Source organism: Streptococcus mitis SK575 (assembly GCF_000257865.1).
In the GTDB taxonomy this organism is placed as follows: Bacteria; Bacillota; Bacilli; order Lactobacillales; family Streptococcaceae; genus Streptococcus; species Streptococcus mitis_CQ.
On sequence record NZ_AICU01000005.1, the window covers coordinates 1 to 16,557 of the forward strand.

Genomic DNA, 16,557 nt, shown 5'->3' on the forward strand with positions numbered 1-16,557 from the left:
GTAGAAACGAAGAAACTACCAAATGGCGACATCGAACATGTCTACGAAAAATTAACACCACCAGCTCCAACACCTTCACCTGTTCCTCAACCAAATCCAGGTAAGCAAAATACAACTACTTGGACTGATGAGAATGGAAATCCATTGAAACCAACTGAGCTAGGTTCTAAAGAACCGGGAACAATTCCAGGTTACGAATATGTGAAGACTGTGACAGGTTCAAATGGAAATATCAGACATATCTTCCGCAAAGTTGAGATGCCAACTCCAACACCGGTTGAACCAGTACAACCAGTTTCTCCACAAGAGCCAGAGACCCCAGAGCAACCAGTGACTCCGGAAATGCCAACAGTACCTGAGCAACCAAAACAACCAACAACACCTAAATATGTTGATGGTCAAAAAGAATTGCCAAATACTGGTACAGAAGCTAACGCTAGTCTTGCAGCACTTGGACTTCTTGGAATGTTGAGTGCATTCGGACTCGTAGCTCGCAAGAAAAAAGAAGACTAAAAACTCATAGTTTTTGAGAAGATGATTCGTCATCTTCTTTTTTTATTTCAGAGTTTTTACTTGCGTAAAAAATTTTTTTCTAGTATAATAGTTTATTGTGAGCGAACCTCACTTACCCCTTGCAAAGTCTTGGGGTCATTAGACCAAAAGGAGGAACATATCAATGGCTAAATACGAAATTCTTTATATTATTCGTCCAAACATTGAAGAAGAAGCTAAAAACGCTTTGGTAGCACGTTTTGACTCTATTTTGACTGACAACGGTGCAACTGTTGTTGAATCAAAATCTTGGGAAAAACGTCGTCTTGCATACGAAATCAAAGATTTCCGTGAAGGACTTTACCACATCGTTAACGTTGAAGCAAACGACGATGTAGCTCTTAAAGAGTTTGACCGTCTTTCAAAAATCAACGCTGACATTCTTCGTCACATGATCGTCAAAACTGACGCGTAAGAAGGTAAACTATGATTAACAATGTTGTACTTGTAGGGCGTATGACACGTGACGCTGAGTTGCGTTATACCCCATCAAATGTAGCAGTTGCGACTTTTACTCTTGCAGTAAACCGTACATTTAAGAGTCAAAATGGCGAACGTGAGGCTGATTTTATCAATGTCGTTATGTGGCGCCAACAGGCTGAAAATCTTGCTAACTGGGCTAAAAAAGGCTCGCTTATCGGGGTGACAGGCCGTATCCAGACTCGTAGTTACGATAACCAGCAAGGACAACGTGTCTACGTGACAGAGGTCGTGGCTGAGAATTTCCAAATGTTGGAAAGCCGTAGTGTGCGTGAGGGTCACACAGGTGGAGCTTATTCTGCACCAAGTTCAAACTATTCAGCGCCTACAAATTCAGTACCAGACTTTTCACGTGATGAAAATCCATTTGGAGCAACAAATCCATTGGATATTTCAGATGATGATTTACCATTCTAATGGACAAGTAAAATTATAAAGGAGAAAAAACATGGCTCAACAACGTCGTGGCGGATTCAAACGCCGTAAAAAAGTTGATTACATCGCAGCAAACAAAATTGAATATGTTGATTACAAAGATACTGAGCTTCTTAGCCGTTTCGTTTCAGAACGTGGGAAAATCCTTCCACGTCGTGTAACAGGAACTTCAGCTAAAAACCAACGTAAAGTAACAACAGCTATCAAACGCGCTCGCGTAATGGCTTTGATGCCTTTTGTAAACGAAGATTAAAGAAAAGACCCCGACGGGTCTTTTTTTCAGGTCCGGGCGGACCTCTTTTTCAGACCCAGTTGGGTCTTTTTTTCACGAGCCTTGAAATGAGAGAGCGAGTTGGGTCTAGTGGCCTTTTTTTTCAGATTTTTCCAGGACTCTGTTAGAATGGAGTCCCCTTTTGACCTAGTAAGATTCTTTTGTCTTACTAGGTTTTTTCTTTTAATCTTTATTATCGTGCTATAATGGTAGGAGAAAGCTTTAAAGGAGCAACTTATGAAGACGACATGTTCAATTAGAAAAATGCAAGAATCTGACATTAAAGATCTATCTCGAGGATTTATCAGCCAAGGTTGGCCAAGTAGAGAGGTGATTTTAACTCGATACTTTAAGGAACAGGAAAGTGGGGAGAGAGAAGTCTTAGTTGCAGAGATTGATGGTGCTGTAGCGGGCTACGTTACCATTTTACCCTCTGCTAAACATGGTCCTTTTGCAGAAGTCTATCCAGAATTATCAGATTTTAATGTGTTTGAGCCTTTTCGAAATCAAGGGATTGGGAATCAACTGCTAGAAGAAGCAGAAGAACGAGTCAAACTCATATCGGATAAGGTCACTCTTGGTGTAGGTTTGCACTTAGGCTATGGCCCTGCCCAGAGATTGTATATCAAACGGGGCTACATTCCAGATGGGACAGGTGTTTGGTATCGAAATCAACCCTTGGAAATGAATGCAACTAGCCAAAATAATGATGATTTGGTTTTGTATCTAGTAAAGGAATTCGGATAAGAGACAAGGATTTTATTGGGGATGTGGGATTTCTCTACTTTATGGTATAATGGAAAGAGTTAGATTGAAAGAGGTAGTGAGATGGATGCGAAATTAAGATACAAGGCAAAGAAGATCAAGATTGTCTTTTTTGATATTGATGATACATTGAGGAATTCAAAGACAGGTTTTATTCCAGCTTCAATCCCAACTGTTTTTAAGCAATTACGTGAGAAAGGAATTTTGACGGGTATTGCTTCTGGACGAGGGATTTTTGGTGTCGTTCCTGAGATTCGTGAACTCAATCCTGACTTTTTTGTAACCTTAAATGGTGCATATATTGAAGATAAAAAAGCTCAGGTCATTTATCAACATCAGATCGAGAGGTCAGATGTTGAGGAGTATATCTCTTGGGCTAAGCAAGAAGGAATTGAGTATGGCTTGGTTGGGAGTCATGATGCCAAGTTATCGACTCGCACCGATATGATTAGTGAAGCAATCAATCCAATTTACCCTGATTTGGATGTGGATCCTAATTTCCATGAGAAAGAAGACATCTATCAGATGTGGACCTTTGAAGATAAAGGAGATGACTTGAACTTGCCTGACAGTCTCGCTGATAAACTTCGCATGGTTCGTTGGCATCAACATTCGTCTGATATTGTGCCGATTTCAGGCTCCAAAGCGACAGGTGTGGAAAAGGTTGTGGAACACCTGGGCTTGAAACCAGAGAACGTCATGGTTTTTGGAGATGGCCTCAACGACTTGGAACTCTTTGATTATGCTGGAATCAGTGTTGCAATGGGAATTTCTCATGATAAGATCAAAGAAAAAGCAGATTATATTACAAAAACATTAGAAGAAGATGGCATTTTTGATGCCTTAGAAGGATTTGGTATGGTAGAAAAAGAATTGCATTTCCCACAAGTAGACATTGAAACAGTAGAAGGTCCTATCGCGACTATTAAGACCAATCACGGAGACTTGCGTATCAAGCTCTTCCCTGAACATGCTCCTAAAACAGTGGCTAACTTTGTGGCACTTTCAAAAGATGGCTACTATGATGGTGTCATTTTCCATCGTATTATCAAGGACTTTATGATTCAAGGTGGAGACCCGACTGGAACTGGTATGGGTGGCGAGGCAATCTACGGCGAATCATTTGAGGATGAATTCTCAGAAGAACTTTACAATATCCGTGGTGCTCTTTCCATGGCCAATGCTGGTCCAAATACCAACGGCAGCCAGTTCTTTATCGTCCAAAATCAACACTTGCCATACTCTAAGAAAGAAATTGCTCGTGGTGGTTGGCCAGAACCGATCGCAGAAATCTATGCAGAGCAAGGTGGAACTCCTCACCTAGACCGCCGTCACACTGTATTTGGTCAGCTAGCTGATGAAGCTTCTTACGCTGTTTTGGACGCTATTGCTGCTGTTGAGACAGGGGCTATGGACAAGCCAGTTGAAGATGTCGTGATTGAAACAATTGAAATCGAGGACTAAGATGAAAATCGGTGATAAGCTAAAGGGCCGTATTACAGGGATTCAGCCCTACGGTGCCTTTGTTGAGCTAGAAACGGGTGATACGGGGCTGATTCACATTTCAGAGATTCGAACAGGATTTATTGAAAATATTCATGACGCCTTGAAAGTCGATGAAGAAGTTCAAGTTCAAGTAGTGGATTTAGATGAATTTACAGGAAAAGCTAGTCTTTCTATCCGCACTTTAGAGGAGGAAAAGCACCAGTTTCCTAGACGGAGACGCTTTTCAAGCGACCGTTTTAACTACGGCTTTGCGCCTCTTAAACGAATGATGCCAATTTGGACCAAGGAAGCCCTTCAGCATTTGAAGAAGCAGAAGCACTAGTTAGAAATCTCTATCTTTTGTAATGTTAATATAAATTTGCTATAATAGAACCATGGAAGAAGAACAATTATTAAAATCAGGAGAGCGCATTAACCAGCTCTTCTCAACAGATATCAAAATTATTCAAAATAGAGAGGTTTTTAGCTATTCGGTGGATAGTGTTCTCTTGTCACGCTTTCCACGTTTTCCTAAGAAGGGCTTGATAGTGGATTTCTGCGCTGGTAATGGAGCAGTGGGACTTTTTGCTAGCACTCGTACTCAAGCACAGATATTGGCTGTTGAGATTCAGGAGCGTTTGGCGGATATGGCTGAACGCTCTGTCCGTTTGAATGGTTTGGAAGAGCAGATGCAGGTCATCTGTGATGATTTGAAAAATATGCCTGCTTACATCCAGGGAAGTAAGGTAGATATGATTTTGTGTAATCCACCCTATTTCAAGGTGGATCCTCATTCAAACCTGAACGAGAGCGAACATTATCTCTTGGCGCGCCATGAAATCACGACTAATTTGGAAGAAATCTGTCGTAGTGCCCAGAGTATTCTCAAGTCCAATGGGCGTTTGGCCATGGTTCATCGACCTGATCGACTTTTAGATATCTTGGACAGCTTGCAACGGCATAATTTAGCACCTAAGCGTCTGCAATTTGTCTATCCAAAAAAGGAAAAGGAAGCTAATATGCTTTTGATTGAGGCTATCAAGGATGGCTCGACAAGCGGCTTTAAGGTTTTACCACCTCTCATTGTTCACAATGATGATGGCTCTTATACGCCTGAACTTGAAGAGATTTATTATGGATCATAAGGCTTATATGTATGTGCTGGAGTGCCGTGACGGATCCTACTATACAGGCTATACGACTGATGTGAGAAGACGCCTCGCTGTTCACAATAGTGGGAAGGGAGCCAAATACACACGAGCACGCTTGCCAGTCAAACTTATCTATGCTCAAGGTTTTGCCAGTAAGGAAGAAGCCATGTCAGCAGAAGCTCTTCTCAAGCGTAAGAAGAGGTCACAGAAGGAAGAATTTTTATCTGAAAATCAAGATAGAAATTTACTCAGTTATTTTGAAGAATCGTGACGAGTCCTTTGACTCCTCTTACTTTTGTCAAAAAGCGAAAAAAATGCTACAATAAAGAGAATAAACAAAATGAGGTATTATCATGTCTAAGATTCTAGTATTTGGTCACCAAAATCCAGACTCAGATGCCATCGGGTCATCTGTAGCCTTTGCCTACCTTGCAAAAGAAGCTTATGGTTTGGATACGGAAGCTGTTGCTCTTGGAACTCCAAATGAAGAAACAGCCTTTGTCTTGAACTATTTTGGTGTGGAAGCACCGCGTGTTATCACTTCTGCTAAAGCAGAAGGTGCAGAGCAAGTTATCCTGACTGACCACAATGAATTCCAACAATCTGTATCAGATATCGCTGAAGTAGAAGTTTATGGTGTTGTGGACCACCACCGTGTGGCTAACTTTGAAACTGCAAGCCCACTTTACATGCGTTTGGAGCCAGTTGGATCAGCGTCTTCAATCGTTTATCGTATGTTCAAAGAACATGGTGTAGCTGTACCTAAAGAGATTGCTGGTTTGATGCTTTCAGGTTTGATTTCAGATACCCTTCTTTTGAAATCACCAACAACACACCCAACAGATAAAGTTATTGCTCCTGAATTGGCTGAGTTAGCTGGTGTGAACTTGGAAGAATATGGTTTAGCTATGTTGAAAGCTGGTACCAACTTGGCTAGCAAATCTGCTGACGAATTGATTGACATCGATGCTAAAACTTTTGAATTGAATGGAAACAATGTCCGTGTTGCCCAAGTAAACACAGTTGACATCGCTGAAGTTTTGGAACGTCAAGCAGAAATCGAAGCTGCAATGCAAGCTGCCAACACAGCAAATGGCTACTCTGACTTTGTCTTGATGATTACAGATATCGTCAACTCCAACTCAGAAATCTTGGCTCTTGGTGCTAACATGGGCAAGGTTGAAGCAGCCTTCAACTTCAAACTTGAAAACAATCATGCCTTCCTTGCTGGTGCCGTTTCACGTAAGAAACAAGTGGTACCTCAATTGACTGAAAGCTTTAATGCTTAAGATTTTGGGTGTCAGTTCAAAATTGGAAAGGCTAGTTTGACTTATATCGAAAGGAGTTTCGGCTCCTTTTTTTCTAGGAGTGAAGCATGTTAGAAACTGGTGATTTGATTTTTGTGAGAGATGAATCAGATATGGGACAGGCCATCCAGACTTCCACAGGCAACTATAACCATGTTGCCATTTATTTGGATGGGATGATTTACCACGCTAGTGGACAGGATGGTGTGGTCTGTCAGGAACCAGCAGACTTCTTTGAGCCCAATCACTTGTACGACCTTTATGTCTACCCAGAAATGGATATCCATTCGGTGGAGGAAAGAGCTTTCAAACATCTTGGAGCTCCTTATAATGCTTCTTTCTATCCAGATGAAGCTGGTTTTTACTGTTCCCAGTATATGGCAGAAATTCTCCCCATTTTTGAAACTATTCCCATGAAATTTGGGGATGGGGAGCAGGAGATTAGTGATTTTTGGAAGGAGTATTATAGAGAACTAGGTTTGCCTGTTCCTCTGAACCAAGCTGGGACCAATCCCAGTCAGTTGGCAGCATCGCCTCTGTTAGAATGTAAAGAAAGGAATCTTCATGATTCAGATTTTTAATCCATCTCGTTTGACGAGACAGCCTTTTTTTGGAGAATTGATCCGCTATCTGGACCAGCATGAGGATGTTATTTTGCGAGAAATTAAGGCTCAATTTCCAGATGTAGCAGTTGACAAACTCATGGAAGAGTATATAAAGGCTGGCTTTATTCTACGAGAAAATAAGCGCTATCACCTCAATCTTCCTATGCTTGAATCACTCGATAGTCTCGAACTGGATCAAGAGATTTTTGTTAAAGAAGATAGTCCGATCTATCAAACTTTGTTGGAGCAGCGTTTTGAGACGGAATTGCGCAATCAAACCAATGCAGCTATTTTAGTTGAAAAGACGGACTTTGCGCGCACTAAAATGACCCTGTCTAATTATTTCTACAATGTCAAACATCAGTATCCTTTGACAGAAAAACAGCGGGAACTTTATGCCATTTTGGGAGATGTTAATCCTGAGTATGCTCTCAAATATATGACAACTTTTTTGCTAAAATTTCTCAAAAAAGATCAACTGATGCAGAAACGCCGTGATATCTTTGTGGACAGTTTAGTTGTCCTAGGTTATATTATTCAAAATGAAGATGGAAAGTATGAGTTGGCCGTCGATTTTGATAAGGAAAGATTAACTTTCTACTTGGCCTGATTTTTTTTCTGAGCACATTGTTTGACTTTCCTTAGTATTCGGTATAAACTATATGTAACCGGTAACACATATCGGAATAAAACTAAAGGAGACAATCATATGTCACTTGAAAACAAATTGGAACAAGCAACAGGCGCTATCAAAGAAGGATTTGGTAAAGTTACTGGAGATGGTAAGACTGAAGCAGAAGGCGCTGTAGAAAAGACAGTTGCTAAGGCAAAAGAAGTAGTTGAAGATGCTAAAGGTGCTGTAGAAGGTGCCGTTGAAGGTTTGAAAAACGCTTTTAAATAAAAATAGAAAAAATCAAGGGTTTCATTTCCCTTGATTTTTTACTATCTTATAAATAATTTTCTGCAACGGCTGCATCTCCAGGATAGGTTTCTTTTTTTCCTTGGACGATTTGGTAGCAATCTGCTCCCTTACCAGCAATAATGACAGCATCTAATTCGTGATTTGTGATAGCCATAGCTGCCTTGATGGCTTCTTGGCGATCCGCAATTTTTTCAACAGGATGATTGATGTAGCTACTAATTTCATCTGCAATGGCCATTGGGTCTTCATAGTTGGGGTCATCAGCAGTCAGAAAGACTTGAATCTCAAGATGTTGATTGAGGAGGAGGCCAAAGTCCTTACGACGGCTTTCTCCTTTATTTCCTGTTGAACCCAGAACCAGAGCAATTTTTCCAGTTTGATGAGTTTCAACCACATTGATGAGTTTTTTGAGACTGTCACCATTGTGGGCATAGTCGATGAAGACCTTGGCTCCATTTTTCTGAGTGAGGACTTCCATACGACCAGGAACGCGGGTTGCAGCAATTCCTTTTTTGATGTCTTCAAGACTAGCTCCGAGACGGAGACAAGCAAGTCCAGCAGCAATGGCATTTTCTTGGTTGAAGTGACCAATCAGTTGGATATCATAGTCTCCAGAGAGTTTACCCGTAGCTGAAAAGCTAAAGGCTTTGGAATTCTCGATTTGGTTTTCAGACTTACTACCGTAGAAATCATAGTCTTGATCTGCCACTTGTTCTTTCAAGACAGAAAAGTGGTCCATGTCACTGTTAACGATGACTGCTCGGCTATTTTCCATCAAGAGACGTTTGTGGTAGAAGTAGTCTTCAAAGCTAGGGTGTTCAATCGGGCCGATATGGTCTGGGCTGATATTGAGGAAAACTCCCACATCAAAGGTTAGACCATAGACACGTTTGACCAGATATGCTTGACTGGAGACTTCCATGATGAGGTGGGTACGGTCATTTTGCACAGCTTGATGCATCATGTCAAAGAGGTCGATGCTCTCAGGAGTTGTCAATGCAGACTTAAAGAAAGTCTTGCCATCTAGAGTTGTGTTCATGGTCGACAACATTGCAGGTCGGTGACTTTGAGATAAAATGTTATAAGCGAAATAGGCTGCTGTTGTCTTACCCTTAGTACCAGTAAAGGCAAGGAGTTTGAGTTTGTCCTGTGGATTTCCATAAAATTCCATAGCTACCAAACTCATGGCTTTCTTGATATCACTGACGATAATAGCAGGAATACCAACCTCATAGTCTTTTTCAGCCACATACCAACCGAGGTCTTGAGAGATGGCAGAAATCAGGAATTCCTTCTTAAAGGCAGCACCTTTGACGAAAAAGAGGCTCTTTTCTTTGGCCTTACGACTGTCATAGCAGATACTGTCAAATACGACATGGCTGTAGTTGTAGTGATAATGTCCTTGGTCGATAATCTCGCGGAAGAGACCATCTTTCTTTAATATATCTAATACGGTTTCAATCTTAATCATACTTTCTATTGTAAACCGAAAGTCGCAAATTTACAAGTAACAAGGAAAAGTTTATAATGGAAGATAAGGAGTTTTTCCTAGTTATCAAAATTGAATGAGGAATCTATGTCGCACGAAAACAATCACCAGCAGGCCCAGATGTTACGGGGGACTGCTTGGCTAACGGCTAGTAACTTTATCAGTCGCCTACTCGGGGCTATTTATATTATCCCATGGTACATCTGGATGGGGTCTTATGCAGCTACGGCCAATGGTCTCTTTACCATGGGTTATAATATCTATGCCTGGTTCTTGCTGGTTTCAACAGCAGGGATTCCAGTTGCGGTGGCCAAGCAAGTTGCCAAGTATAATACCATGCGAGAAGAAGAGCATAGCTTTGCCCTGATTCGGAGCTTTTTAGGATTTATGACAGGACTAGGCCTCGTTTTTGCTTTAATCTTGTATGTCTTTGCTCCTTGGCTAGCAGACTTGTCTGGCGTGGGCAAAGACTTGATCCCAATCATGCAAAGCTTGGCTTGGGGAGTCTTGATTTTCCCATCTATGAGTGTTATCCGAGGATTTTTCCAAGGGATGAATAACCTCAAACCTTATGCCATGAGCCAAATCGCTGAGCAGGTCATTCGTGTTATCTGGATGCTCTTAGCGACCTTTATCATTATGAAGCTCGGTTCAGGAGATTACCTAGCAGCCGTTACCCAATCCACCTTTGCTGCCTTTGTCGGCATGGTAGCTAGTTTTGCAGTTTTGGTCTATTTCCTTGCTCAAGAAGGGTTACTCAAAAGAGTCTTTGAAACAGGAGATAAGATTAACAGCAAGCGTCTTTTGGTTGATACCATTAAGGAAGCTATTCCTTTTATCTTGACTGGTTCGGCTATTCAGCTTTTCCAAATCTTGGACCAAAATACCTTTATCAATAGCATGAAGTGGTTTAGCAACTACAGTAATGAAGACTTAATTGTCATGTTTTCTTATTTTTCTGCCAACCCAAATAAAATCACGATGATTTTGATTTCTGTTGGGGTTTCAATTGGGGGTGTCGGTTTACCACTTTTGACTGAAAACTATGTCAAGGGGGACTTGAAGGCAGCTTCTCGTCTCGTTCAGGACAGCATTACCATGCTTTTTGTATTCCTGTTACCAGCAACGGTTGGAGTGGTTATGGTAGGAGAACCTTTATATACAGTCTTCTATGGCAAGCCAGATAGTTTGGCTATGGGCTTGTTTGTCTTTGCAGTTTTGCAGTCTACTATTTTAGGTCTGTACATGGTCTTGTCTCCAATGCTTCAGGCCATGTTCCGCAACCGCAAGGCTGTTCTCTATTTTATCTATGGTTCCATTGCCAAGCTAGTCTTGCAAATACCTACCATCGCCCTCTTCCACAGTTATGGTCCTTTGATTTCCACAACCATCGGTCTTATTATTCCTAACGTCTTGATGTATCGGGATATTTGTAAGGTAACTGGTGTTAAGCGCAAGGTGATTTTGAAACGAACCATTTTAATCAGTTTGTTAACTATTTTCATGTTTCTAGTAGTAGGGACATTGCAGTGGATTTTAGGATTTGTCTTCCAACCAAGTGGACGTTTGTGGAGTTTCCTATATGTAGCCCTTGTCGGTGCCATAGGGGGAGGAGTTTATGGATTCTTGAGTCTTCGTACCCGTCTATTGGATAAGGTGATTGGAAAAGCCCAAGCAAATCGTCTACGAGCAAAATTAAGAATTTCTCAATAATTTTTTATAAATAAAAGGGATAATTTGAACATTTCTATCATGAAATGCTTGAATTATTCTCTTTTTATTATTTTGTAGAATAATTTCTATAGTTTGTAGATAGAAATTTTATTTTTCTTAAATTTTACTTAGAAAACTATTGACTAAATAAAACCCAAGTTGTATAATAAGACAAATATTTAAATCAGGAGGTTCTGGAAATGAAAAAGTCTAAGGCCAAGTATGCAACGCTTGCAGGTGTCGTGTTAAGTGCAGGTATTTTGTTAAGTGCCTGTGGAAATTCTAGCACAGCATCAAAAACATACAATTATGTTTACTCAAGTGATCCATCTAGTTTGAACTATCTAGCAGAAAACCGTTCAACAACTACTGATATTGTGACCAACCTGGTAGATGGTCTCATGGAAAATGACCAATATGGGAACTATGTCCCATCCTTGGCTGAGGATTGGACTGTTTCTCAAGACGGTTTGACCTATACCTATAAATTGCGTAAAGATGCTAAATGGTACACTGCAGATGGAGATGAATATGCTCCTGTAACTGCCCAAGATTTTGTCACTGGTTTGAAATATGCGGCTGATAAAAAATCAGAAGCCTTGTACTTAGTGCAAGAATCCGTTGCAGGTTTAGATGACTATATCACTGGTAAAACAAGCGACTTTTCAACTGTCGGAATCAAGGCTCTTGATGACCAAACCGTTCAATATACCTTGGCTCGACCAGAACCTTATTGGAACTCAAAAACAACCTCAACCATTCTCTTCCCAGTCAATGCGGATTTCTTGAAATCAAAAGGGGATGATTTTGGGAAGGTAGATCCATCTAGCATTTTGTACAATGGACCTTTCTTGATGAAATCCTTTGTTTCAAAATCGGTCATCGAATACAAGAAAAATCCTAACTACTGGGATGCTAAAAATGTCTTTGTAGATGATGTCAAATTGACTTATTTTGATGGTAGTGACCAAGATGCGTTAGCACGTAATTTTACTGAAGGTGTTTATAGCTATGCTCGTCTCTATCCAAACAGTTCAAGCTTCGAAGGGATCAAAGAAAAGAATAAGGACAATATCATCTATAGCATGCAAGATGCTACTTCTTACTTCTTAAACTTCAATTTAGATAGAAAATCTTATAAATTCACTTCCAAGACAAGTGATGCTGAAAAGAAATCGACTCAAGAAGCGGTTCTTAACAAGAACTTCCGTCAAGCCATTAATTTTGCCTATGACCGTACAGCTTACGGGGCCCAATCTCAAGGAGAAGAGGGGGCAACTAAGATTTTGCGTAACCTCGTCGTTCCTCCAAACTTCGTAAGTATCAACGGAAAAGACTTTGGTGAAGTAGTAGCCTCTAAGATGGTCAACTATGGTAAGGAATGGCAGGGAATCAACTTTGCAGATGCCCAAGATCCATACTACAATCCAGAAAAAGCTAAAGCTAAATTTGCTGAAGCTAAGAAAGAACTCCAAGCCAAAGGAGTTCAATTCCCTATACACTTAGATAAAACTATAGATTTGGCTAATAAGGCTGAAATTCAAGGAATTAATTCCATGAAGCAATCAATAGAATCTGTCTTAGGTGCAGATAATGTTGTGATTGATGTTCATCAACTTTCTACAGAGGACTATGATAGTTCAGGTTATCTTGCTCAAACTGCAGCTCAGAAGGATTATGATCTTTACAATGGTGGTTGGACTGCAGACTATCAAGATCCTTCAACCTATCTTGACGTCTTTAACGTTAATTCTGGTGGTTTGATGCAAAATCTAGGTATAGAGCCAGGTGAAGCCAATGACAAGGCCAAGGCTGTTGGGCTGGATGTCTACACTCAAATGTTGGAAGAAGCTAATAAGGAGCAAGATCCAGCTAAACGTTATGAAAAATATGCAGATGCCCAAGCTTGGTTAGTAGATAGCTCTCTAGCAATTCCAAATGTTTCACTAGGCGGAACACCAACATTGAGAAAAATTGTTCCTTTCTCAACACCATATTCATTGGCTGGTAATAAAGGGGTTGAATCATATAAATACCTCAAATTACAAGATAAGACAGTTACAAAAGACGAATATGAAAAAGCCAAAGAAAAATGGTTGAAAGAAAAAGAAGAATCTAATAAAAAAGCCCAAGAAGAATTGGCAAAACATGTGAAATAGGGATTTTTCAAGAAAAACGATGGTTTCGAAAGAAGCTGTCGTTTTTTATAGAATGATGGCAAATTTGGGCTGAAAGTGTTTACATTTTTTAATTGGTTTACTGAATTTATGTTATAATGAATATAACAAAAACATGAGGAACTATTTTCGAAAGTCTCTTCCAGCGTTAATGGAAGTATGCACATGTTAGGATGATTTTATAGGAGGGATGCTGTCTACTAAAAAAGTAAGATAAAACGTAACAAATGATAAGTTCTTCGTTTATGTGAAGAGTTCTTATCTGCCTATTTACTAATCGTTATGGAGGTATCATCATGGTCGCTATTATGGAGTTTGCAACAGAAAAACAGATTGCATCATTTCTTTCAACTTGTCGCATTGAAGGGCAAAAGAATTTTCTGATGGCTTTCAAGAAAAAGACATTGTTGAAATCCTTTATTGATTTTTTCATTATAGGTGGTTCCTACTATGTTCAGTCGAGTGTGAAGCCTAAGCTTATAGCATTCACACCTAAGGGAATCTACTTGATGGACATCAGTGATGTAACTGGAAATCGTTCTAATCAAGTCGTAGAGATGCCTTGGAATCAAGTCAAAGATTTTGCTTATAAGATAGTCTTGAATACAGTTAGGCTGAACTGGAACTATCAAAATGAAGACTATATTTTTTCTGTGGATGTCGGTCAGATTGGTCAGCATGTGGGCCAATATCAATTTAACAAAGAGCATTATGACTATTTAGCCCAACAGGATTTCTTTCGTTCACAGTAAAACCTAGCAATCATTTTCACAAAAGAATCTGGAAGCTTTTCTGGATTCTTTTTAGCTTTACTCGATAAGTCTATAGTTTGAAACTATAACTAGCTCTTGAAAAGAAGAAAATGAGTTGATGAAAATAAGTGGTACAATAGTTACTATAGATTTGGAGGAATTGTATGAGCAAGGAATTACACATCAACACAATTTTGGCCCAGGCGGGTATCAAGTCAGATGAAGCGACAGGAGCTTTGGTGACACCGCTTCATTTTTCAACGACTTATCAGCATCCAGAGTTTGGTAAATCTACTGGATTTGACTATACGCGTACTAAAAACCCAACTCGCAGTAAGGCTGAAGAAGTCTTGGCGGCTATTGAGTCAGCAGACTATGCGCTAGCGACTAGCTCAGGGATGTCAGCTATTGTACTGGCCTTTAGTGTCTTCCCAGTAGGAAGTAAGGTTTTGGCTGTCCGTGACCTTTACGGTGGTTCTTTCCGCTGGTTCAATCAAGTGGAGCAGGAAGGCCGTTTCCATTTTACCTATGCCAATACAGAAGAAGAGTTGATTGCCGAGTTAGAAAAGGACGTGGATGTTCTCTATATCGAAACACCAACCAATCCCTTGATGTTGGAATTTGATATCGAAAAACTAGCCAAATTGGCTCATGCTAAGGGTGCTAAAGTGGTGGTGGACAATACCTTCTACAGCCCTATCTACCAACGTCCGATTGAAGATGGAGCAGATATCGTTCTTCATTCAGCAACCAAGTACCTAGCAGGCCACAATGATGTCTTGGCTGGAGTGGTTGTGACCAATAGTTTAGAACTATACGAGAAGCTTTTCTACAATCTCAATACGACAGGGGCAGTCTTGTCTCCATTTGACAGTTATCAATTGATTCGTGGTCTCAAGACCTTGTCTCTTCGTATGGAGCGCTCAACAGCTAACGCCCAAGAAGTGGTTGCCTTTTTGAAGGATTCTCCAGCAGTTAAGGAAGTTCTCTACACTGGTCGTGGAGGCATGATTTCCTTTAAAGTAGCGGATGAAACACGCATTCCTCACATTTTGAACAGCCTCAAGGTCTTCTCTTTTGCGGAAAGTTTGGGTGGAGTAGAGAGTCTTATTACTTATCCAACGACACAAACTCACGCTGATATTCCGGCAGAAGTGCGCCATTCTTATGGTTTGACAGATGACCTCTTGCGTTTGTCTATTGGGATTGAGGATGCTAGAGATTTGATTGCAGATTTGCACCAAGCATTAGAAGGATAAGACAAAGATGGGAAAATATGATTTTACAAGCCTGCCAAACCGTTTAGGGCACCATACCTATAAATGGAAAGAGGCGGAAACGGATAGTGAAGTTCTACCAGCTTGGATAGCGGATATGGACTTTGTAGTCTTGCCTGAAATCCGCCAAGCTGTGCAGACTTACGCAGACCAACTGGTTTATGGCTATACCTATGCCAGTGAAGAGTTAATTAAGGAAGTTCAAAAGTGGGAAACCACACAACACGGCTACCACTTTGACAAAGAGGCTCTTGTCTTTATCGAGGGTGTGGTACCAGCCATCTCAACAGCTATTCAAGCCTTTACAAAAGAAGGTGAGGCGGTTCTGATTAACACACCTGTCTACCCACCTTTTGCTCGCAGTGTCAAGTTGAACAACCGTAGATTGATTACCAATTCTTTGGTGGAAAAGGATGGTCTGTTTGAGATTGACTTTGATCAACTTGAGAAGGATTTGGTGGAAGAGGATGTCAAACTTTATATTCTCTGCAATCCTCACAATCCTGGTGGACGTGTTTGGGAAAAGGAAGTGTTGGAGAAGATTGGCCAACTCTGCCAAAAACACGGTGTTTTCTTGGTTTCGGATGAGATTCACCAAGATTTGGCTCTCTTTGGTCACAAACACCAGCCTTTCAATACCGTCAACCCTGACTTTAAAGAATTTGCTATCATCTTGAGCAGTGCCACTAAAACCTTTAATATTGCTGGAACAAAAAATTCCTATGCAGTCATTGAAAATCCTAAGTTGAGACTGGCTTACCAGAAACGCCAGTTGACCAATAATCAGCATGAAATTTCAGGCTTGGGCTATTTGGCGACAGAAGCTGCTTATCGCTATGGGAAGGATTGGTTAGAGGAACTCAAGCAAGTCTTTGAAGACCACATCAACTATGTGGTCGATCTATTTGAAAAAGAAACTAAAATCAAGGTCATGAAACCGCAAGGAACCTACTTGATTTGGCTTGATTTTTCAGCCTATGACCTGACTGATGAAACATTGCAAGAGCTGTTGAGAAATGAAGCTAAGGTCATCCTCAACCGTGGTTTGGATTTTGGAGAGGAAGGAAGTCTCCATGCCCGCCTCAATGTAGCCATGCCTAAGTCTCTGCTGCAAGAAGTTTGTCAGCGAATTGTGACGACTTTTGCCAAACGTTAAAAATCCAGCCTTCTAGGAGA

The 16,557-nt window shown here is 40.6% G+C and carries 19 protein-coding genes; 18 read left to right on the forward strand and 1 reads right to left on the reverse strand.

Features of this window, described 5'->3' with window-relative positions; all coding sequences use genetic code 11:
* From HMPREF1048_RS02845 to HMPREF1048_RS02905, 13 genes are all read left to right on the forward strand, one after another.
* Positions 1–513: LPXTG cell wall anchor domain-containing protein (locus HMPREF1048_RS02845; protein ID WP_000321116.1), on the forward strand; the 513-nt coding region annotated here is incomplete at its 5' end.
* A 163-nt stretch (positions 514–676) separates the two neighbouring features.
* Entirely contained in the window at positions 677–967 is a 291-nt protein-coding gene (gene rpsF, locus HMPREF1048_RS02850; protein ID WP_001151780.1) for a 30S ribosomal protein S6, read from the forward strand.
* A gap of 11 nt (positions 968–978) precedes the next feature.
* The gene (ssbA, locus tag HMPREF1048_RS02855; protein WP_000609602.1) at positions 979–1,449 is read left to right on the forward strand and encodes a single-stranded DNA-binding protein SsbA; all 471 of its coding nucleotides are present in this window, start codon (positions 979–981) and stop codon (positions 1,447–1,449) included.
* 31 nt (positions 1,450–1,480) lie between these two features.
* Positions 1,481–1,720: a 30S ribosomal protein S18 gene (rpsR, locus tag HMPREF1048_RS02860; RefSeq protein WP_000068664.1), complete on the forward strand. Its 240-nt coding sequence runs from the start codon at positions 1,481–1,483 to the stop codon at positions 1,718–1,720.
* Positions 1,721–1,975: 255 nt separating this feature from the next.
* Entirely contained in the window at positions 1,976–2,485 is a 510-nt protein-coding gene (locus tag HMPREF1048_RS02865; protein ID WP_000858586.1) for a GNAT family N-acetyltransferase, read from the forward strand.
* An 81-nt stretch (positions 2,486–2,566) separates the two neighbouring features.
* Complete coding sequence (locus HMPREF1048_RS02870; RefSeq protein ID WP_000339008.1) at positions 2,567–3,967, forward strand: bifunctional Cof-type HAD-IIB family hydrolase/peptidylprolyl isomerase; 1,401 nt, start codon at positions 2,567–2,569, stop codon at positions 3,965–3,967.
* 1 nt (position 3,968) lies between these two features.
* Positions 3,969–4,331, forward strand: coding sequence for a S1 RNA-binding domain-containing protein (locus HMPREF1048_RS02875; RefSeq protein WP_000689589.1), 363 nt, complete (start codon positions 3,969–3,971; stop codon positions 4,329–4,331).
* Positions 4,332–4,383: 52 nt separating this feature from the next.
* A complete protein-coding gene (locus HMPREF1048_RS02880) occupies positions 4,384–5,133 on the forward strand; it encodes a tRNA1(Val) (adenine(37)-N6)-methyltransferase (protein ID WP_000390775.1) in 750 nt (249 codons plus the stop codon).
* Positions 5,123–5,410 carry a GIY-YIG nuclease family protein gene (locus HMPREF1048_RS02885; RefSeq protein ID WP_000349614.1) on the forward strand — a complete coding sequence of 96 codons (288 nt, stop codon included), beginning with the start codon at positions 5,123–5,125 and terminating at the stop codon, positions 5,408–5,410. Before HMPREF1048_RS02880 ends, HMPREF1048_RS02885 begins: the two co-directional genes overlap by 11 nt.
* Positions 5,411–5,492: 82 nt before the next feature.
* On the forward strand, positions 5,493–6,428 hold the full coding sequence (locus tag HMPREF1048_RS02890) for a manganese-dependent inorganic pyrophosphatase (RefSeq protein ID WP_000036048.1): 936 nt from the start codon (positions 5,493–5,495) through the stop codon (positions 6,426–6,428).
* Between the two features lie 86 nt (positions 6,429–6,514).
* Positions 6,515–7,027, forward strand: a complete 513-nt coding sequence (locus HMPREF1048_RS02895) for a YiiX/YebB-like N1pC/P60 family cysteine hydrolase (RefSeq protein ID WP_000894382.1) — start codon at positions 6,515–6,517, stop codon at positions 7,025–7,027.
* Positions 7,011–7,661, forward strand: a complete 651-nt coding sequence (locus HMPREF1048_RS02900; protein ID WP_000614470.1) for a DUF1803 domain-containing protein — start codon at positions 7,011–7,013, stop codon at positions 7,659–7,661. The genes HMPREF1048_RS02895 and HMPREF1048_RS02900 overlap by 17 nt, the downstream gene beginning before the upstream one ends.
* Before the next feature lie 99 nt (positions 7,662–7,760).
* On the forward strand, positions 7,761–7,952 hold the full coding sequence (locus HMPREF1048_RS02905; RefSeq protein ID WP_000051182.1) for a CsbD family protein: 192 nt from the start codon (positions 7,761–7,763) through the stop codon (positions 7,950–7,952).
* 46 nt (positions 7,953–7,998) lie between these two features.
* Here the strand turns inward: HMPREF1048_RS02905 and HMPREF1048_RS02910 are convergent, their stop codons facing one another.
* Positions 7,999–9,444, reverse strand: a complete 1,446-nt coding sequence (locus tag HMPREF1048_RS02910) for a UDP-N-acetylmuramoyl-L-alanyl-D-glutamate--L-lysine ligase (RefSeq protein ID WP_000590285.1) — start codon at positions 9,442–9,444, stop codon at positions 7,999–8,001.
* A gap of 105 nt (positions 9,445–9,549) precedes the next feature.
* Between HMPREF1048_RS02910 and HMPREF1048_RS02915 the strand changes: the two genes are divergently transcribed.
* The 5 genes from HMPREF1048_RS02915 to HMPREF1048_RS02935 all read left to right on the forward strand — a co-directional run bounded on the left by HMPREF1048_RS02915 (position 9,550) and on the right by HMPREF1048_RS02935 (position 16,537).
* Positions 9,550–11,175 carry a putative polysaccharide biosynthesis protein gene (locus HMPREF1048_RS02915; protein ID WP_000017784.1) on the forward strand — a complete coding sequence of 542 codons (1,626 nt, stop codon included), beginning with the start codon at positions 9,550–9,552 and terminating at the stop codon, positions 11,173–11,175.
* Between the two features lie 200 nt (positions 11,176–11,375).
* The gene (locus HMPREF1048_RS02920) at positions 11,376–13,334 is read left to right on the forward strand and encodes a peptide ABC transporter substrate-binding protein (RefSeq protein ID WP_000748526.1); all 1,959 of its coding nucleotides are present in this window, start codon (positions 11,376–11,378) and stop codon (positions 13,332–13,334) included.
* 314 nt (positions 13,335–13,648) lie between these two features.
* A complete protein-coding gene (locus HMPREF1048_RS02925; protein WP_000225763.1) occupies positions 13,649–14,104 on the forward strand; it encodes a hypothetical protein in 456 nt (151 codons plus the stop codon).
* A 164-nt stretch (positions 14,105–14,268) separates the two neighbouring features.
* Positions 14,269–15,363 carry a cystathionine gamma-synthase gene (locus tag HMPREF1048_RS02930; RefSeq protein WP_000031937.1) on the forward strand — a complete coding sequence of 365 codons (1,095 nt, stop codon included), beginning with the start codon at positions 14,269–14,271 and terminating at the stop codon, positions 15,361–15,363.
* Between the two features lie 7 nt (positions 15,364–15,370).
* Positions 15,371–16,537: a MalY/PatB family protein gene (locus tag HMPREF1048_RS02935; protein ID WP_000521360.1), complete on the forward strand. Its 1,167-nt coding sequence runs from the start codon at positions 15,371–15,373 to the stop codon at positions 16,535–16,537.
* The last annotated feature ends 20 nt before the right edge of the window (positions 16,538–16,557 follow it).